This window comes from Nodosilinea sp. FACHB-131 (genome assembly GCF_014695395.1).
Lineage (GTDB): Bacteria > Cyanobacteriota > Cyanobacteriia > Phormidesmidales > Phormidesmidaceae > Nodosilinea.
Genome location: NZ_JACJOF010000028.1, coordinates 1 through 23163, shown reverse-complemented (window position 1 = coordinate 23163; position 23163 = coordinate 1). Strand labels below are relative to the sequence as shown.

Genomic DNA, 23163 nt, shown 5'->3' with positions numbered 1-23163 from the left:
GCCAGCCTCGCCCGTCAGCGCTAACACCGAGCCACCACAAGCCCCCCTGCCCGTCGATACCCAAACTGCCGATTTAAACACACCAGGGGCAGAGCCAGCCTCGCCTGTCAGCACTGACCAAACCACCACAGCTAACTCAGCCGAAAAACCTATGTTGGCGGCGATTGTTTCCGAGGCGTCTAAAAACCTTTCGGGCAAAATTTTTCTCGGCGCTTGGTTTGCCACCTTAGCAATTTCAGGAATCACGTTTTCGATCTCCTACTTGAAGGCCAGCGATTGGCTCAACCGAGGGAAGGAAATCGGCGAAAGCAGAAATGCTCTCAATCGAGGAAAGGAGACCGGCGAAAGTAGAAATATTCTCAACCTAGGGGAGATTGGCGAAAGAAGAAATGGTCAAGCGCAAACTAGCTGTGTGCAAAGACACTTTCAAGGAATGCTTCCCGATGTGCCCAATCCCAACCCAAGCGGTGTGGCCAATGCCGAGGAAAGCCTGGGAAGCCTTCCCTCCAGCGTGCCCAATCCTAGCTCAAACGCTGCGGCCAATACCGAAGAAAGCTTGGAAACTCTTCGCCGTAAAGCCATCGCTCAAAGGCAGGAGATCAACACTCGCAAGCTGGAGCTAATAACTCAGCGCAACACTCTGCAAGCCTCTACTCCATCCCAAAGCAATAACTCAGCAACGCCCTCTCTGTCGCAAGCAGAGTTAGCGAAGTTGCCAGATGCAGCGGAGTTAGTGCAGAAAGCGAAGTTGGCAGCGTTAGCAGCTGTTGAGGGAAACATCAAAACTGAGGACAGAAACCTCGCTGAGCTGGATAACATCCAGCGAGAGTTGGGCATACCGAAAATTTCCATGGGCGAGGTTACCCAGCTGAGCGAACAGGACCAGGCTATCCAAGATCGGATCTACGTGCATTACGACATTGCCAGAACCTTCTACGCAACTCACCAGGCGGGTTCTGTTGGCGCTTCTCTGGCGCTTCTTTTTGGCAGCATTGTGCTGATTTTTATTACTAGCGATATCTGGGAAGGGAAGATCAAAAATAATCCCGGCCTGGTGTTTCCCCTAATTCTTTTTGGCAGCACCTATATTTTATTTTTGAACCTGCCAACCGTGCTGTCAGCCGAAGAAATATACCAGGCTAATCTGGCCCAATATGTCGGCTACATAAATTTGGAAGAGGAGATTTGTACAGTTTTGGCCACCGAACGCTTTGTGGGTGACTCTGACCAGCCAGGCACCATTCAAAAAATTGAGTTTAATCGTTTGGTTCACTCCGTTGAGCAGCGCATGCGAGAGTTAAACACTCGAACTATAACCTCAAATGTCGGGGCGATCGATAGCCTCAGGTTTGATCTAGACGCGCTCAGCTATCCCCGCAAGAAGTGATGACGAAGACTAGGGCAAGTAGAAATAGAACCCTCCAGCTCACCGAGCATGACCGGCAGATCTTTGGCCAGCGGCTGTTGCGCTTGGCAGAGGGCGCAGTCCCGGAGCAGCTCATGGATAGGGTGATCTGCCAGGATATGTTTGAGGTGCTGCCTCTGTTGCCCCGCAGCTTTGTGGATTTGCTGATTGTTGACCCGCCCTACAATCTCACTAAAGACTTCAATGGCAGTAAGTTTAAGCAGTGCGATCGCCCCACCTATAGCGCCTGGCTCGACAGCTGGATCTCTCAGCTTAAACCGATGCTCAAGCCCCATGCTTCCGCTTATTTTTGCGCCGACTGGGCTACCTCAACCGCGATGTATCCAGTGCTAGAAAAATACTTTACCGTCAGAAATAGAATCACCTGGGAGCGGGAGAAGGGACGCGGTGCCCAAGCCAACTGGAAAAACGCCAGCGAAGATATTTGGTTCTGCACCGTCTCGGAAACCTATACCTTTAATGTGAATGCCGTAAAGCTAAAACGCCAGGTGATGGCCCCCTACAGAAATTTGGCTGGACAACCCAAAGACTGGGACGATACGGGTTCGAAAAACTACCGCCTCACTCATCCCTCTAACCTGTGGACCGACATTACCGTGCCCTTTTGGTCAATGGCTGAAAACACCGATCATCCCACCCAAAAACCCGAGAAACTGGTAGCCAAATTGCTGCTAGCGAGTTCCAATCCTGGCAATATGGTGCTCGATCCATTCTTAGGTAGCGGTACGACCGCTGTGGTCGCCAAAAAGCTAGGACGACAGTATGTAGGCATTGAACAAGACCCCGACTACTGCTGCCTGGCCGAAAAACGCTTGGCTGTGGCCGATAAAGACTCCACCATCCAGGGATACGCCGATGGCGTCTTTTGGGAGCGCAACACTTTGGCGGCCCAGCGCAGTCGCCCCAAAAAGTCTATTTCCTCGGAAGCCTGATTATTTCCCCGCTGATTGCCGGTAGCTGAAGCTAAAGCTACCTAACAACCTGAAGACGATTACAGCCAGCGTTTTGGTCGAAATCCCTTTTATCTATTAACTCCTATGAAATTTGCGATCGCCCAGCTTAACCCCACCATTGGCGACCTGGCCCACAACGCTCAACAGGTGCTCGATGCCGCCCGTCAGGCCGATCGCCTAGGTGCCCAGGTGCTCATCACCACCGAGCTGGTGCTGTGCGGCTATCCACCCCGTGACCTGCTGCTTCAGCCCAGTTTTATTCAGGCCATGGCCCATACGCTCGATGCCCTGGCCGCCGATCTGCCCCCCCACCTTGCTGTGCTGGTGGGCTATGCCGCCGCCAACCCCAAGGCCCGCTACCACGGCGAAAAGCCCCTGTTTAATAGCACCGCTCTGCTCCAGGGCGGCAAAGTGCAGCAGGTCTTTCACAAGCAGCTATTGCCCACCTACGACGTCTTTGACGAACACCGCTACTTTGCGCCCGGCCAGGGGCCGAGCAGTTTCACCATTCCCCTGGGCGACTGGGGCCTGCGGGTTGGCGTCACCATCTGCGAAGACCTGTGGAACGACGAGGAGTTTTGGGGCGGGCGCAGCTACCCCCGCAACCCGATCGCGGATCTAGCCGACGACCACGTCGACGTAGTGATCAACCTCTCCGCCTCGCCCTACTCGCTCAACAAAGCACAACTGCGAGCTTCCATGCTGGCCCACAGCGCCACTCGGTTTCGCTGCCCCATTCTCTACGCTAACCAGGTGGGGGCCAACGATGACTTAATCTTTGACGGCACCAGCATGGCCTTCAACCGCCAGGGCGATTTGGTGGCCCGCCTGCCCTCTTACCAGGCCGGGCTGGCGGTGGTGGAATATGACCCCATTCAGCGCGACCTGTGTCCTGGAGACATTGCCCCCCTGCCCGCCGACGAAAACGAGGCGATTTGGTCGGCCCTGGTGCTGGGGGTGCGTGACTACACCTACAAGTGCGGCTTCTCCAAGGCGGTGATTGGCCTTAGTGGCGGCATTGACTCGGCGCTGGTGGCGGCGATCGCAGCGGCAGCCCTCGGCCCAGCTAACGTGCTCGGCATTCTCATGCCCTCTCCCTACAGCTCCGACCACTCGGTAACCGACGCGCTGGCTCTAGCCCAAACCCTGGGCATTGCCCACCAAACCCTCGCGATCGGCCCGCTGATGGCCGACTACGACCAGGTGCTCGATCCCCTCTTTGCAGGCACCAGCCCTGGTATTGCCGAAGAAAACATTCAGTCGCGCATTCGCGGCAACCTGCTGATGGCGGTTTCGAATAAGTTCGGTCACCTGCTGTTGTCAACCGGCAACAAGTCAGAAATGGCGGTGGGCTACTGCACCCTCTACGGCGACATGAACGGTGGTCTGGCAGTGATTGCTGATGTGCCCAAAACGCGAGTTTACGCCCTCTGCCAGTGGCTCAATCGGCAAGTGGGCAGCGGCACTGGTTCTGTAGCTCCAGTGGCTCTGGGTGAACTGTCGGAGCGAGTTAGCCACCTGACTGACGCCCTGATTCCGCAAAACATTCTCGAAAAACCGCCCAGTGCCGAACTCAAGCCCGGCCAGGTCGATCAAGACTCGCTGCCGCCCTACGATGTACTGGATGATATTCTCGATCGCCTGGTGCAGCGCCACGAGTCGGTAGCTGAGATGGTTGCCGCTGGCCACGATGCTGCGGTGGTAGACAAAGTCTTACGGCTGGTGTCGCGGGCCGAATTTAAGCGGCGGCAGACCCCGCCCGTGCTCAAGGTGACCGATCGCGCCTTTGGCCTGGGCTGGCGCATGCCCATTGCCAACCGCTGGAAGAGCGAGGTGAAGCAATTGGCGACGGAGCCTGCTGAGCAACTGTTGGAGGCCTGATGGTGTTTGAGCTGGGTTGGCGGTTAGCTCCGTTCGGGTCAACAACGGTAGAGCTGAGGCGAGCGCGGCATTCGTTTTGGCCTGAGTTTCTGTCCCCAAGAGGTGAGGTAAAAACGCTCCTGTGATTTCCGCTAGCTAAACAACCTGGGATAAATCCGCAGGGCAGCCAGCCTTGCCATCATCACCATCCACCCGATCAGCCAGAGCAGCAGCAGGGGCCACCAGGGGGGCAACCCCAAAGGCCAGCGCAGCAGATCGACCAGGGAAGCCAAAGGCAAAAACGCGGCAAACTTGGCCAGCAGCGGCGGCAGTGTATCGCGCGGAAAGTAGGTGCCGCAGAGGGTAAACATGGGGATGATCACCAGAAAAATCGGCACATTCACCTGGTCAACCTTATTGACGGCCCCGGCCACCAGCAGGCCAAAGGCCCCAAATAGCAGGCTGCCCAGCACGATCAGCGGCAGCGACAGCACTAGGCTAGAGAGGTCATAGAGATTGGCCAGCACCGCAACCAGCCCGGTGATCGTGCCGGCAATGCTGCCTTTAGTAGCCGCCCAAACCCAGTCGCCCAAAAACACATCGGTATAGCTCAGTGGGGCCGTCAGCAGCGCTTGCCAGGTCTTTTGAAAATTGAGCCGAATGAAGCTGCTATAGGCCCCCTCAAAAAATGACTGAAACAGCACCCCAATCGCAATCATCCCCGGCGCTAAAAACCGCGCGTAGGGAATCATCTGCCCCAGGTAGTCCACCTCGCCAATCAGAGGAGAAAGACCGTAGCCAAAGGCCAGCAGATACACCACTGGCTCAGAGACGGGTGGCAGGCAGTTTACCAACCAGGTGCTGCGATACACCTGAAAGTGGCGCCACCAGACCGAATACACCCCCCAAGGGGTAGCGGTAATCAGCTTCATTCCAGCACGCTCCCGGTAAGTCGCAAAAACACGTCTTCTAAGTTGGCGGGTCGCCGCAGCAGGCGGCTGGGGTGGTGGGCAGCGATCGCACCCCAAACCACCTCAGGGTCGCGATCGGGCAGCGATATCAAGTGACCGCTGCCAAAGGCCCGATACCAGGTTTCGTAGCGGGCCGCTAGATCCTGAAGAATTTGGGCCTCAACCCCTTCAATCTCGGCCACCTCACGGCCAATCACCCGCGCCACCAGATCGGTAGGGGTGCCCTCGTCAATCACTTTGCCCTGCTGGAGGAGAAGGAGGCGATCGCACAGCCTTTGGGCCTCATCCATATAGTGGGTGGTCAGCAAAATGCCGCAGCCGCTGGCCTTGAGGTGCTGCACCAGCCGCCAAAAATCCTGACGGGCATCGGGATCGAGGCCAGTGGTGGGCTCATCTAAAAACACAATTTTGGGCCGATTCAGCAGAGCGCGAGCCAGCACCAGCTTCCGCTTCATGCCGCCTGACAGCTCATCGACCTGGGCCTCGGCTCGGTGCTCTAGATTGACCAAGGCCAGTAGTTCCCCCGCCCGCTGCCGCGCCGCCGCGCCGGTAATGCGGTAGTGGTGGGCAAAGTGGGTGAGATTCTTAAACACCGTAAAGTCGGGGTCGAGGTTATCTTCCTGGGTGACGATGCCCATTTGGGCGCGGGCCAGCTGCCCCTGCCCCGGCAGCTGCCAGGGGCCAAACTGCACAAACCCCTTCGTGGGGATGACGGTGCCAAACAGCATGCCCACCGTGGTGGTTTTGCCTGCCCCGTTGGGCCCTAGCAGACCGACGATCTCACCCGGCGCCAAGGAGAAGCTAATGCCCTGCACCACCGCCTCGTCGCCGTAGGTTTTCCAAAGGTCGTAGGCCTTTAAGTTCAGCGCATCCGACACGGTTTGCTCCTAAAAAATATCTCTGAACGGTTTCAAGCGGCTCAAAAGTCTACTCTCTCTTCTGTCTAAAGTTACGGAGATAGGCAAGGACTGCCCGACGCAAGGCCGAGGTGATGTTGGGCACTGCCCAACCTACAAGCTGAAGGATATATAGGATCCCCCTTACCCATCTACCCATCCACCCCCCACCCATCTACTCCCCACCTCCCCCAGGCACTCTAGCAAAATCCCTCCCAAACCATCCTGATTCACCCGGCTGGCCCAGAAATATGAACTGGTAGATGCACCCTGATCATTCCCTGGCCCTTGGGCTGGGGAATTTTTTTGCCAAAATCCCTGGGCCCGGCGGCTGCGAAGTTCTGAAAAATTCAGGTTAGACTGAGGCCAGAATTGGGGCATCTCGGCGGTTTGCCAATGGATTTCGAGAAAATTGCTGTACACATCAACCAAGTTGCTGTGGAGCGCAAGGGACGACCGCTGAAGGATGTCGAGCGTCTGGTGCTGAAGGGGTCTTGGGAAAATAAGACCTATGCGGCGATGGCCACCCCCACCGCCGGCTACACCGAAGACTATCTCAAAAAAGACGTCGGCCCCAAGCTCTGGCAGCTGCTTACCGAGCTGGTGGATACCGATCTCCAGGGCGTTCGGGTTACGAAGCGCAATATTCAGAACGTGCTGCACACCTGGATAGTGCAGGGAGCAGTGGCGACTGAACCGGCCCCAGATATTGTGGTAGAGCCGCGATCGCCCCTGCCCCTGCCTACCCTCGTGGTGCGCGAGTCTCCTCGTCTTGACCTGGACGACTGCGCCGGTCGTCAGGCCGATCTGGCGACCCTGACCGAATGGATTTTGGCGGAACGCTGCCGCACGGTGGTGCTGTGGGGGTTGCCAGGGGTGGGGAAGACGACGGTGGCGGCAGCGATCGCCGCCACCGTTGCCCCCCAAGTTGACCAGTGCGGCTATCTAGCTTTAACCGCCGAGGCCACCGAGCAGGACGTGCTGGGGGCGATCGTCCACTGGCTTGACCCGCAGGCGGCGATCGCCCCCCAGGCCCAGGTAGACTGGGTGCTCGAGCAGCTGGGCCAGCGCCGCGTCCTGCTAATTATCGATGGTCTAGAGCAGCTCTTTGAGACTCAGCAACCAGCAGGCAGCTACCGAGCGAATACCGACGCCCTCCAGCACTTTTTTCACCAGGGAGCCGAGCACCATCACCAGAGCTGTCTAGTCTGGGTCAGCCGCGAAAAGCCCGCCGATTTTTCCCAGGTGCAGGGGCCACGGGTGCGAGATTATGTCCTCGGCGATCTGGTCACCGATGCGGCTCGGTCTCTGCTTCAGGCCCCGACCGCCCTGAGCGCTGACGACTGGGGAGCGCTAATCGATCGCTACGGCAGCCACCCCCTGGTGCTGCGGGGGCTAGGGGCGACGGTGCGAGAGGTCTACCAGGGTCAGCCCCGGATGTTGCTTCAGGCGGCTAAGACGGTCGTGCCTGTTGTCGTACACCGCACCTTTACCCAGGCCCTAGAGCGACTGCCGGCTGAAGAATGGGCCCTGCTGTACTGGCTAGCCCTGGCCCAGGAGCCAGTCACCCTCAGCGACCTCAATGGGGCTATGCAGCCACCCCTGACCGATATGGTGGTGCAGTCGGCCCTGGGGCGTGGTTGGGTTCAGGCTCAGGCCACCGAGAGGCGTGGGTTAGTGTTGAGCCTAGGCCCCTCGGTGCAGGCCCTGGTCCTGGAGCGGCTGCAGGGCGTGCTGGCCGCGGAGCTAGAGGCCGAAACCTTTGACTGGCTCCAGCGGTTGGCCCTGGTCACCATGACCGCCCGGGAGGTCGTGCAGGAACGTCAGCGAGCGGCTATGCTCAGCCCTTTGGCAGAAGAACTCCGGCAACAGTACGCTACCGATGGAGCCTTGGCCGCTAAGGGCGATCGCCTGCTCAAGGCCCTACAGCCTCTCGTGGGCCAGCCGGGCTACGGAGCCGGCAACGTCATTCATCTCTGCCAGCATCTGGGCCTAGGCATTAGCGGTGCCGATTTTTCTCATCTGGCAATTTGGCAGGGCGATCTGCGGCGGGTGAGCCTGCAGGGAGCCAGCTTCAGCCAGGCCCAGTTCAGCGACACCACCTTTGCCACCGCCCTGGGGCGCGATCCGGTGGCCGCCTTTAGCCCCGTTGGTCCTAAAGATCGGCAAGGCCAGCGCGGATCGGCTTTGGAGGAGGGATGGCATCTAGCCACCGGCGATCACGAGGGTCGACTGCTGCTGTGGGATTTGCAGCGGGGCAAGCTGGTCTGGATGTTTGACGAGGGCCAGAGCATTCGATCGCTGGCCTTTAGCCCCCAGGGCGATCTGCTGGCCATGGGCACCGAAAGCGGGCAAATCTGGCTGTGGTCAGTGGGATCTACCTACCAGGCCGACATTTTGGACGATCACCAGGCTCCAGTGCGGGCCCTGGCCTTTAGCCCCGACGGCAGCCAGTTGGCCTCCGGCGATGACAGCGGTCGGCTGTGCCTGTGGGAAGTCGCTTCGGGCTTTCGCCAGGGCTGTCTAGATGGCCACACTGGGGCAATTCACAGCTTGGTCTACAGTGCTTTGGGCGACCACCTGGTGAGCGGTGGCGATGACCAGCGCGCCTGCCTGTGGAATGTGGGCGATCGCACCCTACTGAAAGATCTCCAGGCGCGATCGACGGCGGCAATTCGCACCGTGGGTTTTTTGCCCGACCCCAACGACCCCGACTGCCAGCCGATTCCTTTTGCAGCGGGCTGTGACGACCACTGCCTGACCATTTGGAATTTGGCCACCGGACTGCCCTGCTGGATTTTGCCCATCGACGTACAGGCTTTGCCCGCCCTCGCCATCAGCCCTGACGGGCGCTACCTGGTGTCTAGCGGCCAAGACTTTTCCGTCACGGTGTGGGATATTCCCAACCGTCGCCTCTGCTATGCTTTGCCATCCCTGGGAGCGCCGGTGTGGACCTTGGCCTTTAGCGCCGACAGCCGCTATTTTGTCACTGGCAGCAACTACACCATCAAACTCTGGAGCGTTAAACGGGGCCAGTGCTGGCGCAGCTTTCTCAGTCAGGCGCATCCGGTGCGCTGCTTGGCCTTTAGCGCTAGCGCTGATAGCGGCACCATTCTCACGGGCCACGACGATACCCACCTGCGGCTGTGGCAGGTCAACGCCCACAGCCCCTACGCCATCGGCCCCCGTGCCCTGGCGGGCCACAGCGGCTCGGTGCGCACCGTCGCTCTTAGCGTCGATGGTCAGTGGTTGGCCAGCAGCGCCGACGATCAAACCCTACGTCTCTGGTCGATTGCAACTGGCCAGAGCCAATGGGTAGTCGCTAACCCTACCCCAGCTACCCTGCTGCGCTTTAGCCCCGATGGCCAATGGTTGGTCACCGCCGGCCCCGACAGCGGCATTTTGGTGTGGGATTGCACTACCGGCAGCGCTGTAGGGGAGCTGGAAGACGCCCCTGACAGCCCAACCGCGCTGCTGTTTAGCCCCGATGGCAACTGGATTGTAGTAGGCGCTAGAGATGGCACCATTGGCCTTTGGTCGTGGCAGCAAGGTACCCTGGGCTCTGATCGTCTCATTTTGACTGGCCATCAAAGTCAGGTATACAGTCTTGCGGCCCAGGGTGAGAGACTGGCCAGCGCCAGCCATGACGGCACCGTGCGCTGGTGGCAGCTGGGGCAGCAAAATGGCTGTCTCGGCCAGTGGCAACACCCCGCAGAGCAGTGGCTGCAAGGGGTCACCCTGGGTCCGGCGGGAGACATTTTGGCGCTGACTAGCCAAAACGCCCAGGTCGAGGTGTGGGATGTTAAAACCAACCAGTGCCGTCATACTCTCAAGGGCCACAGCCAAGATATCTGGCAAGTCTCGGGTTGCTCCAGCGGCACCCATCTGATCACCGCCAGCCAGGACGACGAAATTCGCGTGTGGGATCTGGCGACGGGCCTGTGCCAGCAGACCCTTCGCCCCGATCGCCCCTACGAAGGCGTCAACATTTGTGGGGCTACGGGCCTATCCGATACCGAAGAGCGGATGCTGAAATCCCTGGGTGCGATCGTCAGCTACTAATAGCTATCCCGGGGGTTGAGCTAGCTGTTGCAACCAGTACCAGCGCCCTACTTTCCTTGAGCTGTTCAGGCCACATCTACAATGGAGGACTGTAATTGCCTCAGTTGCCGTTCCCATGACCCCGATCGCTACCATCATTGCCGCCGAACTTGAGATTCGCCCTACTCAGGTCGAGGCCACCTTAGACCTGTTTGCCGAAGGGGCGACGGTGCCCTTTGTGGCTCGCTACCGCAAAGAGCGCACGGGGGATTTAGATGAGGTGCAGCTACGGCAGATTGCTGAACGACACCAGTACCTAACGGAGCTTGAGGATCGGCGGCAGACGGTGCTGTGCGAAATTCAGTCCCAGGGCAAGCTCACGGAGGCCCTAAAAACCGCAATTCTCGCCTGTCAGCAAAAGACGGAGCTAGAAGATCTCTACCTGCCCTACCGGCCCAAGCGCCGCACCCGCGCCACCATGGCGAAGGAAAAGGGGCTAGAGCCGCTGGCCCAAAAAATTGAGGAGCTGAATAAAACGGGCAGACGGGCGGTTTTGCTCCAGGAAGCGGAGGCGTTTGTGAACCCAGCCAAAGGGGTTCAGTCTACCGATGAAGCCCTCCAGGGGGCGGCGGATATTTTGGCGGAGCAGGTGGCGGAACGGGCAGAGCTACGGCGGTATGTGCGCGATCGCCTCCTTACCCACGGCCAGTTCACCGCCAGCATCAAAAAAGGCTACCCCGAGGGCAGCACCAAGTATGAGATGTATCGGGCTTACCAGGCTCCGGCGCGCTCCATTGCCTCCCACAATCTGCTGGCGCTGCTGCGGGGCGATCGCGAAGGCATTCTCAAGGTAGGGCTAGAGGTAGAGCCCGACCCCATGCTGCAAACCCTCGAGAAGCGGGTGGTGAAGACCCCTGTAGCCGAGGTGCGCCAGTTCTACCGGGGGGTAATTCAGGATGCCTATAGCCGGTTGATGAAGCCGTCGCTGACCAGCGAGGTGATGGCCGAGAAAAAGGCTTGGGCTGACGAAGTGTCGATTCAAAACTTTGAGGCCAACCTGAAAAACCTGCTGCTGTCGCCCCCGGCAGGCATGAAGCCCACCCTGGGGGTCGACCCTGGCTTTCGCACCGGCTGCAAGGTGGCGGCGGTGGATAGCACCGGCAAGTTTTTGGAATACCAGGCGGTGTTTCCCCACCAGTCCCAAAACCAGCGGCAGCAGGCGGCTCAGACCCTGGCGGGGATGATTCGTAAGCACAAAATCGAGCTGATTGCGATCGGCAACGGCACCGCCAGCCGCGAAACCGATGCCTTTGTGGGGGAAGTTCTGAAGACTTTGTCGAATCCTCCGGTGAAAGTGCTGGTGAATGAGTCGGGAGCCTCGATCTACTCGGCCAGCGAGGTGGCGGCGGCAGAATTCCCCAACCTGGACGTGACGGTGCGGGGGGCAATCAGCATTGCCCGACGGCTGCAAGACCCCCTGGCGGAGCTGGTCAAGATCGACCCCAAATCGATTGGTGTGGGCCAGTACCAGCACGATGTCGATCAAAAGCGGCTGAAGCAAAAGCTCGATGACACCATCGAGAGCTGCGTCAACTACGTCGGGGTGGATCTAAACATGGCCTCCCGCGAACTGCTGACCTACGTGTCGGGGTTGACCCCAGCGGTGGCCAATAACATCGTCGAGTTTCGCGATGCCAACGGCGCGTTTCAGTCGCGGCGGGAACTGCTGAAGGTAAAAAAGCTGGGGCCCAAGGCCTTTGAGCAGGCGGCGGGGTTCCTGCGCATTCGCAACGGCAAAAACCCGCTCGACAACACGGCGGTGCATCCCGAGAGCTACGGCATTGTGGATGCGATCGCCGCCGATCTCTCCCTTCCTCTAGCGCAAATTTCTAAAGCCGCCGATCGCCTGAAGCGCCTCGATATCAAAAAATACACCACCGCCGAGGCCGGAGAACTCACCCTGCGCGACATTTTGCAGGAGCTAGAAAAGCCCGGCCGCGACCCCCGTGAGCAGTTTGCCTACGCCCGTTTTCAGGACGGCATCAACGAAATTACTGACCTGAAGCCGGGGATAACGCTGGAGGGGGTAGTCACAAACGTCACCAACTTCGGCGCGTTTGTGGATGTGGGGGTGCACCAGGATGGGCTGGTGCATATTTCTCAGATGGCCGATCGCTTTGTCAGTGACCCCAACGAGATTGTGAAAGTGGGCCAAGTGGTGACGGTGCGGGTGATGGAGGTGGATGTCAAGCTCAAGCGCATCGGGCTATCGATGCGGGCCGCCTCCTAAAGCTGGAGAAAACTGGGGGCAACATTGATTCCCCCCGGGCGATCCCCTAAGGTGATCAAGGGCACATTGCCCTGGAGCCACGATCGACCCCTACCATGACCAAGCAGCTAATTCTCTTTCGCCACGGCAAATCTGACTGGAATGTGGGTACCGGGCGCGATCGCGATCGCCCCGTCGCCGAGCGCGGCATTGCCGCTGCTAAAACCATGGGCAAGCTGCTGGCGGCGGCGGGCAAAGTGCCCGATCTGGCCATTACCTCGTCGGCGGTGCGAGCCCGTACCACCTTGGAGATTGCCATGGCGGCCGGCCACTGGCCCTGCCCCACAAGCGTGACTGACGACCTCTACGAAGCCTCGATCGACCAGGTGCTACAGGTGATTCACGCGGTGCCAGACCACCACCGATCGCTCATGCTGGTGGGTCATCAGCCGACTTGGTCTGACGCAGCTTCGTTTTTTTTGGGTGGTGGCACCGTAGCCATGCCCACCGCGGCGATGGTTTGCCTTGAGTTTGAGATCGCCACCTGGGCTCAGATTGACTATGGTCGAGGCACCCTGCTGTGGCTGCTGCCCCCTAGGCTGTTTACCTAGGGCGCTGCCTGATGATGGCCACGGTTGCAGACTGGCTATCAGCCTTCAACTCTTTGCCTCTATAACGACCATTCCTACAGATATTTGGACATAGACCTGGAGCCCCAATTTCAGTCAAGGGGCTACCCCCGGCCCTGGGGGTTCTCGGTATAGTGAAGGAGACGTCAAACCCGGTGGTGCCATGACCGCAACCGTCAGCAGACAGCACGGGTTTCTCCAAACCAACGGCCTGCACCTGCACTACGTTCACCAGGGCCAAGGGCCGCTGATGCTGTTTTTGCACGGCTTTCCAGAATTTTGGTACTCTTGGCGACACCAGCTCGACCATTTTGCGGCCCACTATACCTGCGTCGCCCTAGACCTGCGGGGCTACAACGACAGCGACAAGCCTTCAGGTGTTGATGCCTATCGCCTGGATGTTTTGGTGGAGGATGTGCGGGGGGTCATTGCCGCTCTGGGCTATGACCGAGCGGTGCTGGTAGGGCACGACTGGGGGGGCGCGATCGCCTGGGCCTTTGCCTACGCCCACCCTAAGCTGCTCGAGTCGCTGATCGTGATGAATATCCCTCACCCAGCTAAGTTTGCCGAGGGGCTGCGCCATCCTCAGCAGCTATTACGCAGTTGGTATATCGGAGCCTTTCAGCTACCGCTGCTGCCCGAACTCCTGTTGCAGGCAGGTGACTACTGGGCGATCGAGCAAATGCTGCGGGGCATGGCGATCGACAAAAACACCTTTAGCGACGCCGATCTGCAAGCCTACAAAACCGCCGCCGCCAAACCTGGTGCCCTCACCGCCATGGTCAACTACTACCGAGCTTTGAGCTATAGCGGCCCCCAGTGGCAACCCTGGGGCATTCTCGAAGTGCCCACCCTGCTGATCTGGGGCGAAGCCGACGCGGCCCTAGGGAAAGAACTCTCCTTTGGTACCGAAGACTACGTACGCCATCTGCGGCTACGCTACATTCCCCATTGCAGTCACTGGGTGCAGCAGGAGCGCTCCCACCAGGTCAACGCTTTTATGGACGAATTCCTCGCCCTAGAGCCATGACCGTTTCTGCAGACCTGCGGACCACCCTGCTCGGTTTGCTTGCCCAGCGCAGCCCCGACAAAACGATTTGCCCCTCCGAAGTCGCTCGCACCCTTAGCCCTGAAAACTGGCGCGAACTGATGCCCGCTGTTCGTGAAGTTGGAGCTGAGCTAGTGGCCGAGGGGGAGATAGTTGTCCGACAGCAAGGGCAAGTGGTCGACCCTAAAACGGCCAGGGGACCGATCCGCTACGGCCAGGCCAGTGGTGCAGCAGGCGAGCGAGAGGGTTGAGGAAATAGTTTTCGGATAGTGACGAGTAAAAGGCATAGGGTCAGCTCTGGCGACAATGCTTGACACCTGCGTTTGAGTATTGCCCGCTGTCTGATTCTGTTGCCCAGTGCAACCCCTGAGCGCCCCTTGGGCAACCTAGAGGTGCCCTTTGTGGATGTCTGCCAACCATGCGCGTGCTCGTGCTCAGCCACACCTATATCGTTGACCTCAACCGCGAAAAGCTGCGCGCCCTGGCCCAGTCCCCACAGATGGAGGTGGTGGTAGGCGTTCCTCGGCGCTGGCAGCCCGGCGGCGTGCAAAACCGGCTGATTGTTTCTGAGCCCTTCCAATCGGGCAACTTTCGGGTGCAGCCCCTCAGCAATCTCAGCCAAAACAACCAGGGATTGCTCACCTTTGGCCCCGACCTGATTAGCTTGCTGCAGAAGTTTCGGCCCCAGGTGATTCAGGTTGAGCAGGGGGCTAAAGCGTTGGCCTATGCTCAAACCATTACCCTCAACCGCCTGCTGGGTCTGAGGGCCAAAAACGTCTTTTTCACCTGGTGGAACTTGCCCTACCAGGTCAAATTCCCTATCTCTGCCCTCGAAGCTTATAACCTGCGGCATACCCACGGTTTGGTGGTGGGCAACCAGGACGGGGCCGATATTCTGCGCGATCGCGGCTACACTGCCCCCTACCAGGTGATGCCTCAGCTCGGTGTCGATGAAACCCTGTTCCGGCCTCAGCCTCAGCCAGAGTTGGCCCAGTTGCTCGCCATTCCCAACGATGCCTTTGTGGTGGGCTATTGCGGTCGCTTTGTCGAAGAAAAGGGACTGCTTACGCTTTGCGCTGCCTTGGCGACTCTGCGAGACCAGCCTCAGCCCTGGGTGTGGCTACTGGTGGGTCGGGGAGAGTTGCGCGATACCATTCAGGCTAAGGCTGATGGGTTGGGCATCGGCGATCGCCTCCGCTGGGTGACCGGCATTCCCCACGACCAGGTACCCGACTACATCAACCTCATGCACACCCTAGTGCTGCCCTCCGAAACCACCGACAAGTTTCAAACTCTCACCGCCAAAGGCTGGAAAGAACAGTTCGGCCACGTGCTGATCGAAGCCATGGCCTGCGCCGTCCCGGTGATCGGCTCCGACTCCGGCGAAATTCCCCACGTTATTGATCAAGCTGGTCTCGTCTTTCCCGAAGGCGATGCCCCTGCCCTCGCCGACCGTCTGCGCCTGCTGATCGAGCAGCCCGAACAGCGACAGTTCCTCGCAGAGGCGGGCTATCACCGCGCCATGAGCCACTATACGAACCGAGCGCTGGCGAAGCAGCTGCTGGAGTTTTACCGGGAAATTGGCGCGGGTGAAGAGGAAGGGAGGTGAAATGGGAGATGGGTGACAAAGTGCAAAATTCAAAATTGAGAATTCAAAATTTTGCACTTTGAATTTTGAACTCATCCCCCCGCTCCCCTCGCCCCCAATCTCCACTCCCTCCCCCCATGCGCGTTCTCCAAATCGTCCCCTCCATCTCCCTCATCTACGGCGGCCCCAGCCAGATGGTGCGCGGCTTTGCCCAGGGTTTGGCAGCGGCGGGGGCGGAGGTGACGATTCTCACCACCAATGCCAATGGTGATTCGGGTCAGTCACCGCTGGCGGTTCCCCTAGGCGTACCGGTGCAGGAAGAGAACTACACGGTGCGCTACTTTGCCTGTTCGCCCTGGCGGCGGTATAAGTTCTCAGCGGGGCTTTTGGCTTGGCTCTACCAACATGCTCACGAATTTGACCTGGCCCACATTCACGCGTTGTTTTCGCCCCTGAGCACGGCGGCGGCAACGGTGGCGCGCGATCGCAATCTTCCCTACGTGCTGCGTCCCCTGGGCACCCTCGACCCAGCAGATTTACAGAAAAAAAAGCGCCTCAAGCAAATCTACGGCCGGCTGTTTGAAGCCCCCAATATTGCTGGGGCGGCGGCGCTACACTTTACCAGCCCGATCGAGGCCGAGGTCTCCCACCGGTTTGGAGCCAGCGCTGAAGATTGGGTAATACCGCTGGGAGTGCAGCCGCCAAAACTGTTGGCAGAGGTTGAATGCCGGAGAACTTTGACACAGATGAAGATCCCTCAGGATCGTCCCCTCCTGCTCTACCTCTCCCGCCTAGATCCTAAGAAGGGGCTCGATTTGCTGCTGCCGGCTCTGGAACAGCTCACGGCCCAAGGCATGGCGTTTCATTTGGTGCTAGCGGGGGGAAATCCTCAGGATCCGGCCTACGAGCAGGCCATTGGCGATCGCCTGCGGACCACTCCTCTGGGCGATCGCACTACGCTCACGGGGTTTGTTACCGGCGATGCCAAAGCCGCCCTTCTGCAAGCTGCCGACGTGTTTGTGCTGCCCTCTTACTATGAGAACTTTGGCATTGCTGTAGCTGAGGCCATGGCGGCAGGGGTGCCGGTGGTCGTGTCTAAGGGGGTCTACATCTGGCCCGATATCGTTGCCAGCGGCAGCGGCTGGGTGTGCGACTTGAGCCTAGACGGGGTCACTCAGGCCTTAGCTGAGGCCTTAAAAGATTCTGCCCAACGGCAGCTGCGGGGGCAGCGGGCTAGGGCCTATGCTAGGGAATATTACGACTGGGATGCGATCGCCCATCAAACCCTAGCCGCTTACCACACCGTTCTGCCCAAGCCCCTAGCTAACTCCCAAGCTCTGTTCCCTTAGTAACCTACTTTGGCTAGTGTCATAACCCGCACTTCCTGCCCTCGGGGAAACGGTGTATAAAGATACGTATAACAGTACGTTAAGAAACTCATCAGGTTTTTCACCCCTTAGGGGAAAATTTTAACTACAGAGCGAGATCTACCCCTAACCACTGTCGAGTTTATAGGTCTACCTCCCATGCTTCAGGATGCCAAAGCTATTCGGTACTATCAACGGATTACCGATGCCTTCGTCGACCAGTGGAACCGAGGCTATCGCACCAGCGAGCTGCGTCTTTACCTTGAAGGCTATTTGGCGGCCCTCCGCCACTCTGACTCCCTCGAGCCCTATCTGATTCACCGCCTCGAAGAAGACACCATTCGCTATCTCAACGACCCCTCTAATTTTGTTGTCCCTCTGCCAGAGCCCGAAATTTACTAATCTTCGACATCACTCTATAGCGTTTTGAACTGGGACGTTGCAGCGATCGCCATCTCCTTAGCAGCGCGCTCTTTGGCAATCACTACAAGCCGTGGGGTTGGCATGCTTAGGGTTTGATCAGTGAGAGAACAAGCTAGTTTATTGGTAAACACTGCGCCCTTCGCCGGGCAAAATGACGAGCGATCGCGGTGCAATGACGACACCCGCTGTGACCTCCAGGTTGCCGTCCCAATCTTCAACTGACAGCACTTTTTGATCGGGGCCTTCGTAGTCAAAATAGCGGCAGGTTTCCGCCTCGGGACGACGGGGGTTACCCTCGCGGCGCATGGTAGCCAGGCCTGTTTCTCGGCGGTGGTAGGTGTCGCCGTTGTAGACCAATTCCTGTGGGGGCGCAGCGCTGACCTCTAAAGAGTTAACTGGAGCCAGCAGCGCCACCGTCACCCAGTCGTCTTCTTCGACGGCCAGCCAGCGAATCTCGTCACCATCTTGCAGCATGTACTCTAGCCAAGAGAAACCTCCCTCCTGGTAAATCAGCTTGCCTTCCACTACCCAGTCTTGGCCCATGTGCTGCACAATATCGCCAATTTGTAGCTCAAACACGGAGGGCTGGTCAGTTAGGTGGCGAGAGGTCTCTCGGGTGGGCAGCGATCGCCGCTGAGCAGACCACCACAGTCCTGCCGCCGCCACCAGAAGAACTAGAAAAATGAGAATCCATAGAACAGAGAGAGACATGACGACAACGCCCTACACATTTGGCAACTTAGAATTAAAAAGGACTCGGGGACTGGAGCAAATACTCAAAGGTTCGCCCGCTAAGGAGATTGAGCGTTCAACCCTGGCGGTTTAGTCGCGCACCTCAAACTTAGCTCAATCATATAAAGTCCATCGAGGGTCATTTTGGTAGCGCACAATTACCGGGTGACTGAGTCGATTGACCTGCACGGCATCGAGGCGAATGTCCCCCGGCAACACAAACAGCGTTGGCAGCAGTTGAGGCGTGAGAAAACGAGTGACTACAGGCAAAGTCAGCGTTGCTGGGGCAAGCTCGACTTGGCTGGCCAGCACAAACCCCCAGGGGCCAAAGCTGGGCACGCTGACGGTATAGGGGTAGGTTTTGAAGGCGGCGGCGGCTAGGGTGGTGGCGATGCAGGCGAAGGCTTTAGGGGCAAAAAACGGGCTGGAGGCTTGGGTGACAAAGACCCCCGCCGGGCTGAGGTGCTGGCGAATTTGCTGGTAAAACCCCAGGCTGTAGAGTTTGGCGATCGCATCCACATCCGGGTCAGGAAAATCCGCCACAATCACATCAAAGGTTTGGTCGAGGGCCGCCACCAGCTTAAAAGCATCGCCGTAGCGCACCGTCACTCGGGGGTCGTCAAAGGCGTGGCCATTGGCTAGGGCCAGGGCCGGGTAGCGCCGTGCCAGCTCCAGCAGTTGCGCATCTAGCTCAATCACCAGCACCGATTCTAGCTGCGGCCATTTGAGAATTTCCCGTAGAGCCATACCATCGCCGGCCCCCAACAGCAAAATGCGCTGAGGATTGACCTGGGTCGCCAGGGCCGGATGCACCAAAGACTCGTGGTAGCGGTACTCGTCTAGGGTAGACATCTGCAAGTCGCCATTGAGAAACAGCCTTACATCTGGCCCAAACCGAGTCAGCACAATGCGTTGGTAGGGCGACTGCTGCCGATTGATGATCGGAGCTGCGTAGAGGCTATTTTCGAGCTGGTTGCTCAGGGGCAGAGCCAGGGGCGTAAACAGCAGCAGCGCTAGCCCCACCCCCAGCCCTCGCCGTCGCCAGGGACGCATCTGCGGAAAACTGCCTCCCATGCCGTACACCATCCAGGCCGGGGCCGCCCCAATTAGCACCGCCGAGGGAAACAGCCCCAGCAGCGGCAGCAGCAAAACCGGAAACAGCAGAGAACCCACCAGCGCGCCGACATAGTCTAGGGCCAGTACCTTCGCTAGCGCCTCTCGCACCCCGGTGTCGAGCTCGATCAGTCGGGTCAGCAGGGGCACCTCGATGCCGGCCAGCACGCCCAGCAGCAGCGCGGCCAGCAGCAGCCCTAGCCACAGGGGACCATCTACGGCAAAGAGGGCAAACAACCCCAGGGGCAGCAGGGCCGTCAGCGGAGCGACCAGCAGCTCCACCTGAAAAAAACGGGTCAGCAAAACGGTCTGCACCCGGTCTGAGGAAGCTTCGGGGGCAATAAAGCGGCTCAGGTAGGCCCCTAGCCCCATCGCGGCTAAAAAACCCCCGATCGCCACCCCGTAAGCTAGCGCTTGGTTGCCGACCAGGTAACTGGCCAGAGTACCCAGCAGTAGCTCTGCCGCCAGGGCACAGCTCGACGACACCGCTGCCGCCGCCAGTAGCCAGCGCACTTGGTGCGGAGTGAGGGGGGTGGCAGTCACTTACCGACTCCGATGCCTCCCCCCTGGAAGCCCTCGTAGGCGCTGCGGTTGGGCGAGGGCTTCCAGGTATTGTTGGTGCGCAGGCCAGACAGACGGGTGCTGCGGTGCGGCCAATATAGCGGCTGGCTCTGCTGCCCCAATCGCAGCGCCGACATTTGGCCGTAGCTACCGACGATCGCCAAAATCGCGATCGCAAAGGCACCCAGGGCAGCGAGTTTTGGCAACATTAGGCAGGTTCCGTCGAGGGCTGAATGTAGGTAATCGCGGTGGGAGTGAGGGTGCGAATGCCCTCCTTCACCGTCAAAAAGGTGTGATCGACTGGGCCATCGGGGGTAATGGCGACCGAGAACCCGTAGGAGCCCCTGGGGTCCAAAATTAGATCGACGCTGGCGGAGCCCCTGGCACTCTCCACCTTGCCCTCCTCTCGCCGAATCGACAGCGGTATGACCACCTCACGGCGGTATACAGACTCGCCGTAGCTGTCGTTGATGGCGAGATTAGCGGTCAGCTTGGAGGGCGAGGTTTCATCGGAGACCACAGTAATGATCACCCGCAGCAGTGTATTGGGACCGCCCAGAGTGCCGCGCCCCACCAAATCGCTATCGTTGATCTGCTCACTTATGACGGTTTGCCCGGCGGCTTTGACGGCAATCGTTGTCAAAGCCGCCACTAGCAATACCCCAATTGCCCCACTCCACAAAAACCGGTGGTCGATCACGCCCTCCGCCACCGTGACGCGATAGACCACAGGACTATCTAGGGGCTGCCCGGTACTGCTGCCCTGCTCCAGCACCGAAATCGCCACTACCACCGGCCCATCGATCGCGGCCTGCCGAATATCAAACCGCCCAGCCTGGTCCTGCTCCTGCCAGACGCCCGATTCTCCCTCCTCTTGCCAGGTGCCCGACTCATTCCACACTTGCTTAATGGCTGAGGCCAGCACATTGCCTTGGCTGTCAAGCACCTGCACTTCAAACACGCTCCAGGCATTGCTAGGCAATTGGGCTTCGACATCGATTCGCAATGCTCCAATTGCCCCTTTGCGGGGCTGCACCGGGTCCAATTGAACCGTCTCTTCTGGCCCCACGTAGACACCAGTACTCAACAGCTGACGGCGAAAAAAAGGAGCGATCAGCAACGCTATCCCCAACAGTCCCAGAGCCCCTAGCGCCATCAACGGCGATCGCTCAGTAAATTGCGTTGTCACCAACGGTTGAATCTTACTGGGCATGAACGCGCATACCCTTTAGTCCGTCGCTGATTGCCCAGCTTAGGCTCTGTTTAGGTTTGGGCATTGTCTTCTAAAGAATTGCCTCAATCAAAATAGATGAAATTGGAAGGACTCAAATTATACCCTCGCAATTTGAGAGACAATTGCCCACTAGGCTTTAATATTCTTCACTAGGTCGTTGCTAGACCAAGCAATTCGGTAGGCTAGGGGAAATTTTTTTAGGAGCTTGCACCCGTGCCCATTATTCAGGATGCCCTTGCCACAGTCGGGTGGACATTCCTTGCCGTGCTCCTGTTTTACGGTGGAGTGCGGCTGTTCGATCTCCTCGACCCCATCGACTACCAAACCGAAATCCGTCGGGGCAACATTGCCGCTGGCATTTTACTGGCAGCCGTGATTGTGGCGCTGGCTGCCATCATCATTGCGGTAATTATGACCTAAGCGATCGCTAGCCAACCCTCCGTTTTTCAAAAAAGAGCAAGCGAAAATCTCATAACTTCTTTCTATAAACCAGAAAAAAAGCTCCTGCCCTAAGGCAGGAGCTTTTTAGTTCAGCCCGAGAGGGCTTAGCCTCAACCTTAGTCGAGGTCGCCCATAGCGAGCACGGGTTCAGTTTCGCGATCGATACCCTTCTCGAAGCCTGCCTCAGCCGCGCGAGCGCGACCAGCATGCCAGAGGTGGCCAATCAGGAAGAAGAAGCCCAGTACGAAGTGAGAGGTCGACAGCCACTGGCGGGGGTTCACGAAGTTCACAGAGTTGATTTCCGTGATCACACCGCCCACCGAGTTGATCGAGGCGTTGGGCGCGTGAGTCATATACTCAGCCGCGCGACGCACCTGCCAATCTTGGATATCATTGGTCAGCTTATCGAGGTCAAGGCCGTTGGGGCCACGCAGGGGCTCCAACCAAGGACCTTGGAAGTCCCAAAAGCGCATGGTTTCACCACCAAAGATGATCTCACCAGTGGGGGAGCGCATCAGGTACTTACCCAGACCAGTGGGGCCTTGGGCCGCACCGATGTTAGCACCCAGGCGCATGTCGCGCACCAGGAAGGTCATCGCCTGGGCCTGAGAAGACTCAGCGTTGGTGGGACCGTAGAACTCAGAAGGATAGGCCGTGTTGTTGAACCACACGTAGCAGGAGGCGATAAAGCCCATCAGGGACAGAGCGCCCAGGCTGTACGACAGGTAGGCCTCACCAGACCAGATCAAAGCACGACGGGCCCAGCCGAAAGGCTTGGTGAGAATGTGCCAAATGCCGCCAGCAATGCAGATCAGGCCAACCCAAATGTGGCCGCCGATGATGTCTTCCATGTTGTTGACGCCGACGATCCAGCCGTCGCCACCAAAGGGAGAACCCACCAGGTAGCCAAAAATAACGGCGGGGTTCAGAGTCGGGTTGGTGATGATACGAACATCGCCACCGCCCGGCGCCCAAGTGTCATAGACACCACCGAACACGCAAGCCTTCAGAACCAGCAGCAGCGCACCGCAACCCAGCAGGATGAGGTGGTAGCCGATGATGTTGGTCATCTGGTTCTTGTCTTTCCAGTCGTAGCCGAAGAAGGAAGAGTACTCTTCCAACACCTCGGGACCGCGCAGGGCGTGGTAGATACCACCAAGGCCCAGCACTGCCGACGAAATCAGGTGCAGCACACCGATAACGAAGTAGGGGAAAGTGTTGATCACTTCACCACCGGGCCCTACGCCCCAGCCCAGAGTGGCTAGGTGAGGGAGCAGAATGAAGCCCTGCTCATACAGAGGCTTATCAGGAACGAAGTGGGCTACTTCAAACAGGGTCATAGCCCCGGCCCAGAACACAATCAGACCAGAGTGGGCCACGTGGGCACCCAACAGCTTGCCGGATAGGTTGATCAAACGAGCGTTACCAGACCACCAGGCAAAGCCGGTGGATTCTTGGTCGCGCCCAGCAATATACGAGTTGCTAGAGAGCGTTACCACGGGGGAGTACCTCTTCGGGGAATACAAACTTCTCATGGGGCTGGTCAGTCGGTGCCATCCAAGCCCGAATGCCTTCGTTCAGCAAGATGTTCTTGGTGTAGAAGGTCTCAAA

The 23163-nt window shown here is 58.6% G+C and carries 19 protein-coding genes and 1 pseudogene; 12 read left to right on the top strand and 8 right to left on the bottom strand.

Annotated elements, in window-relative coordinates; translation table 11 throughout:
* The first annotated feature begins 151 nt into the window (after positions 1 to 151).
* From H6F75_RS20040 to H6F75_RS20030, 3 genes are all read left to right on the top strand, one after another.
* Positions 152 to 1387: a hypothetical protein gene (locus H6F75_RS20040; RefSeq protein ID WP_190754229.1), complete on the top strand. Its 1236-nt coding sequence runs from the start codon at positions 152 to 154 to the stop codon at positions 1385 to 1387.
* Entirely contained in the window at positions 1387 to 2358 is a 972-nt protein-coding gene (locus H6F75_RS20035) for a DNA methyltransferase (RefSeq protein ID WP_190754228.1), read from the top strand. Before H6F75_RS20040 ends, H6F75_RS20035 begins: the two co-directional genes overlap by 1 nt.
* Before the next feature lie 105 nt (positions 2359 to 2463).
* Positions 2464 to 4260 carry an NAD+ synthase gene (locus tag H6F75_RS20030; protein ID WP_190754227.1) on the top strand — a complete coding sequence of 599 codons (1797 nt, stop codon included), beginning with the start codon at positions 2464 to 2466 and terminating at the stop codon, positions 4258 to 4260.
* Positions 4261 to 4391: 131 nt separating this feature from the next.
* Here H6F75_RS20030 and H6F75_RS20025 read toward each other — a convergent pair whose 3' ends face one another.
* Together H6F75_RS20025 and H6F75_RS20020 are read right to left on the bottom strand one after the other, a co-directional pair.
* Complete coding sequence (locus H6F75_RS20025) at positions 4392 to 5171, bottom strand: ABC transporter permease (RefSeq protein ID WP_190754226.1); 780 nt, start codon at positions 5169 to 5171, stop codon at positions 4392 to 4394.
* Positions 5168 to 6088, bottom strand: a complete 921-nt coding sequence (locus H6F75_RS20020) for an ATP-binding cassette domain-containing protein (protein ID WP_190754225.1) — start codon at positions 6086 to 6088, stop codon at positions 5168 to 5170. Before H6F75_RS20020 ends, H6F75_RS20025 begins: the two co-directional genes overlap by 4 nt.
* A gap of 414 nt (positions 6089 to 6502) precedes the next feature.
* Here H6F75_RS20020 and H6F75_RS20015 point away from each other — a divergent pair, with 414 nt between their 5' ends.
* The 8 genes from H6F75_RS20015 to H6F75_RS19980 all read left to right on the top strand — a co-directional run bounded on the left by H6F75_RS20015 (position 6503) and on the right by H6F75_RS19980 (position 17450).
* Positions 6503 to 10168, top strand: coding sequence for an NACHT domain-containing protein (locus H6F75_RS20015; RefSeq protein ID WP_190754224.1), 3666 nt, complete (start codon positions 6503 to 6505; stop codon positions 10166 to 10168).
* Positions 10169 to 10283: 115 nt separating this feature from the next.
* A complete protein-coding gene (locus tag H6F75_RS20010; protein WP_190754223.1) occupies positions 10284 to 12437 on the top strand; it encodes a Tex family protein in 2154 nt (717 codons plus the stop codon).
* A 95-nt stretch (positions 12438 to 12532) separates the two neighbouring features.
* Positions 12533 to 13027: a histidine phosphatase family protein gene (locus tag H6F75_RS20005; RefSeq protein ID WP_190754222.1), complete on the top strand. Its 495-nt coding sequence runs from the start codon at positions 12533 to 12535 to the stop codon at positions 13025 to 13027.
* A 181-nt stretch (positions 13028 to 13208) separates the two neighbouring features.
* On the top strand, positions 13209 to 14075 hold the full coding sequence (locus tag H6F75_RS20000; protein WP_190754221.1) for an alpha/beta hydrolase: 867 nt from the start codon (positions 13209 to 13211) through the stop codon (positions 14073 to 14075).
* Positions 14072 to 14344, top strand: a complete 273-nt coding sequence (locus H6F75_RS19995; protein WP_190754220.1) for a DUF3253 domain-containing protein — start codon at positions 14072 to 14074, stop codon at positions 14342 to 14344. The genes H6F75_RS20000 and H6F75_RS19995 overlap by 4 nt, the downstream gene beginning before the upstream one ends.
* Before the next feature lie 167 nt (positions 14345 to 14511).
* A complete protein-coding gene (gene hpsO, locus H6F75_RS19990; protein ID WP_190754219.1) occupies positions 14512 to 15702 on the top strand; it encodes a hormogonium polysaccharide biosynthesis glycosyltransferase HpsO in 1191 nt (396 codons plus the stop codon).
* A gap of 116 nt (positions 15703 to 15818) precedes the next feature.
* Positions 15819 to 17030, top strand: coding sequence for a hormogonium polysaccharide biosynthesis glycosyltransferase HpsP (gene hpsP, locus H6F75_RS19985; protein ID WP_190754218.1), 1212 nt, complete (start codon positions 15819 to 15821; stop codon positions 17028 to 17030).
* A gap of 177 nt (positions 17031 to 17207) precedes the next feature.
* A complete protein-coding gene (locus tag H6F75_RS19980; protein WP_190754217.1) occupies positions 17208 to 17450 on the top strand; it encodes a DUF6761 family protein in 243 nt (80 codons plus the stop codon).
* 138 nt (positions 17451 to 17588) lie between these two features.
* Here H6F75_RS19980 and H6F75_RS19975 read toward each other — a convergent pair whose 3' ends face one another.
* The 4 genes from H6F75_RS19975 to H6F75_RS19960 form a co-directional block, all read right to left on the bottom strand.
* Positions 17589 to 18182, bottom strand: coding sequence for a DUF4178 domain-containing protein (locus H6F75_RS19975; RefSeq protein WP_190754216.1), 594 nt, complete (start codon positions 18180 to 18182; stop codon positions 17589 to 17591).
* Between the two features lie 135 nt (positions 18183 to 18317).
* On the bottom strand, positions 18318 to 19859 hold the full coding sequence (locus H6F75_RS19970) for a polyamine aminopropyltransferase (RefSeq protein ID WP_190754215.1): 1542 nt from the start codon (positions 19857 to 19859) through the stop codon (positions 18318 to 18320).
* Positions 19856 to 20086: a hypothetical protein gene (locus tag H6F75_RS19965; protein WP_190754214.1), complete on the bottom strand. Its 231-nt coding sequence runs from the start codon at positions 20084 to 20086 to the stop codon at positions 19856 to 19858. The genes H6F75_RS19970 and H6F75_RS19965 overlap by 4 nt, the downstream gene beginning before the upstream one ends.
* The gene (locus tag H6F75_RS19960; protein ID WP_190754213.1) at positions 20086 to 21090 is read right to left on the bottom strand and encodes a hypothetical protein; all 1005 of its coding nucleotides are present in this window, start codon (positions 21088 to 21090) and stop codon (positions 20086 to 20088) included. Before H6F75_RS19960 ends, H6F75_RS19965 begins: the two co-directional genes overlap by 1 nt.
* A 234-nt stretch (positions 21091 to 21324) precedes the next feature.
* Between H6F75_RS19960 and H6F75_RS19955 the strand changes: the two genes are divergently transcribed.
* On the top strand, positions 21325 to 21531 hold the full coding sequence (locus tag H6F75_RS19955) for a DUF350 domain-containing protein (RefSeq protein WP_073609451.1): 207 nt from the start codon (positions 21325 to 21327) through the stop codon (positions 21529 to 21531).
* A 137-nt stretch (positions 21532 to 21668) separates the two neighbouring features.
* Here the strand turns inward: H6F75_RS19955 and psbC are convergent, their stop codons facing one another.
* The gene (gene psbC, locus H6F75_RS19950; protein ID WP_190754212.1) at positions 21669 to 23051 is read right to left on the bottom strand and encodes a photosystem II reaction center protein CP43; all 1383 of its coding nucleotides are present in this window, start codon (positions 23049 to 23051) and stop codon (positions 21669 to 21671) included.
* Positions 23035 to 23163 (bottom strand): annotated as a pseudogene (locus H6F75_RS19945) (photosystem II D2 protein (photosystem q(a) protein)); the annotation flags it as partial. The pseudogene H6F75_RS19945 and the gene psbC, both read right to left, overlap by 17 nt.

Excerpts from the sequence above, each read along its gene's own strand:
- H6F75_RS20040 (WP_190754229.1), top strand. The coding sequence starts at position 152 with ATGTTGGCGGCGATTGTTTCCGAGGCGTCTAAAAACCTTTCGGGCAAA.
- H6F75_RS20035 (WP_190754228.1), top strand. The coding sequence starts at position 1,387 with ATGACGAAGACTAGGGCAAGTAGAAATAGAACCCTCCAGCTCACCGAG.
- H6F75_RS20030 (WP_190754227.1), top strand. The coding sequence starts at position 2,464 with ATGAAATTTGCGATCGCCCAGCTTAACCCCACCATTGGCGACCTGGCC.
- H6F75_RS20025 (WP_190754226.1), bottom strand. The coding sequence starts at position 5,171 with ATGAAGCTGATTACCGCTACCCCTTGGGGGGTGTATTCGGTCTGGTGG.
- H6F75_RS20015 (WP_190754224.1), top strand. The coding sequence starts at position 6,503 with ATGGATTTCGAGAAAATTGCTGTACACATCAACCAAGTTGCTGTGGAG.
- H6F75_RS20010 (WP_190754223.1), top strand. The coding sequence starts at position 10,284 with ATGACCCCGATCGCTACCATCATTGCCGCCGAACTTGAGATTCGCCCT.
- H6F75_RS20005 (WP_190754222.1), top strand. The coding sequence starts at position 12,533 with ATGACCAAGCAGCTAATTCTCTTTCGCCACGGCAAATCTGACTGGAAT.
- H6F75_RS20000 (WP_190754221.1), top strand. The coding sequence starts at position 13,209 with ATGACCGCAACCGTCAGCAGACAGCACGGGTTTCTCCAAACCAACGGC.
- H6F75_RS19995 (WP_190754220.1), top strand. The coding sequence starts at position 14,072 with ATGACCGTTTCTGCAGACCTGCGGACCACCCTGCTCGGTTTGCTTGCC.
- hpsO (WP_190754219.1), top strand. The coding sequence starts at position 14,512 with ATGCGCGTGCTCGTGCTCAGCCACACCTATATCGTTGACCTCAACCGC.
- hpsP (WP_190754218.1), top strand. The coding sequence starts at position 15,819 with ATGCGCGTTCTCCAAATCGTCCCCTCCATCTCCCTCATCTACGGCGGC.
- H6F75_RS19980 (WP_190754217.1), top strand. The coding sequence starts at position 17,208 with ATGCTTCAGGATGCCAAAGCTATTCGGTACTATCAACGGATTACCGAT.
- H6F75_RS19975 (WP_190754216.1), bottom strand. The coding sequence starts at position 18,182 with ATGTCTCTCTCTGTTCTATGGATTCTCATTTTTCTAGTTCTTCTGGTG.
- H6F75_RS19965 (WP_190754214.1), bottom strand. The coding sequence starts at position 20,086 with ATGTTGCCAAAACTCGCTGCCCTGGGTGCCTTTGCGATCGCGATTTTG.
- H6F75_RS19960 (WP_190754213.1), bottom strand. The coding sequence starts at position 21,090 with ATGCCCAGTAAGATTCAACCGTTGGTGACAACGCAATTTACTGAGCGA.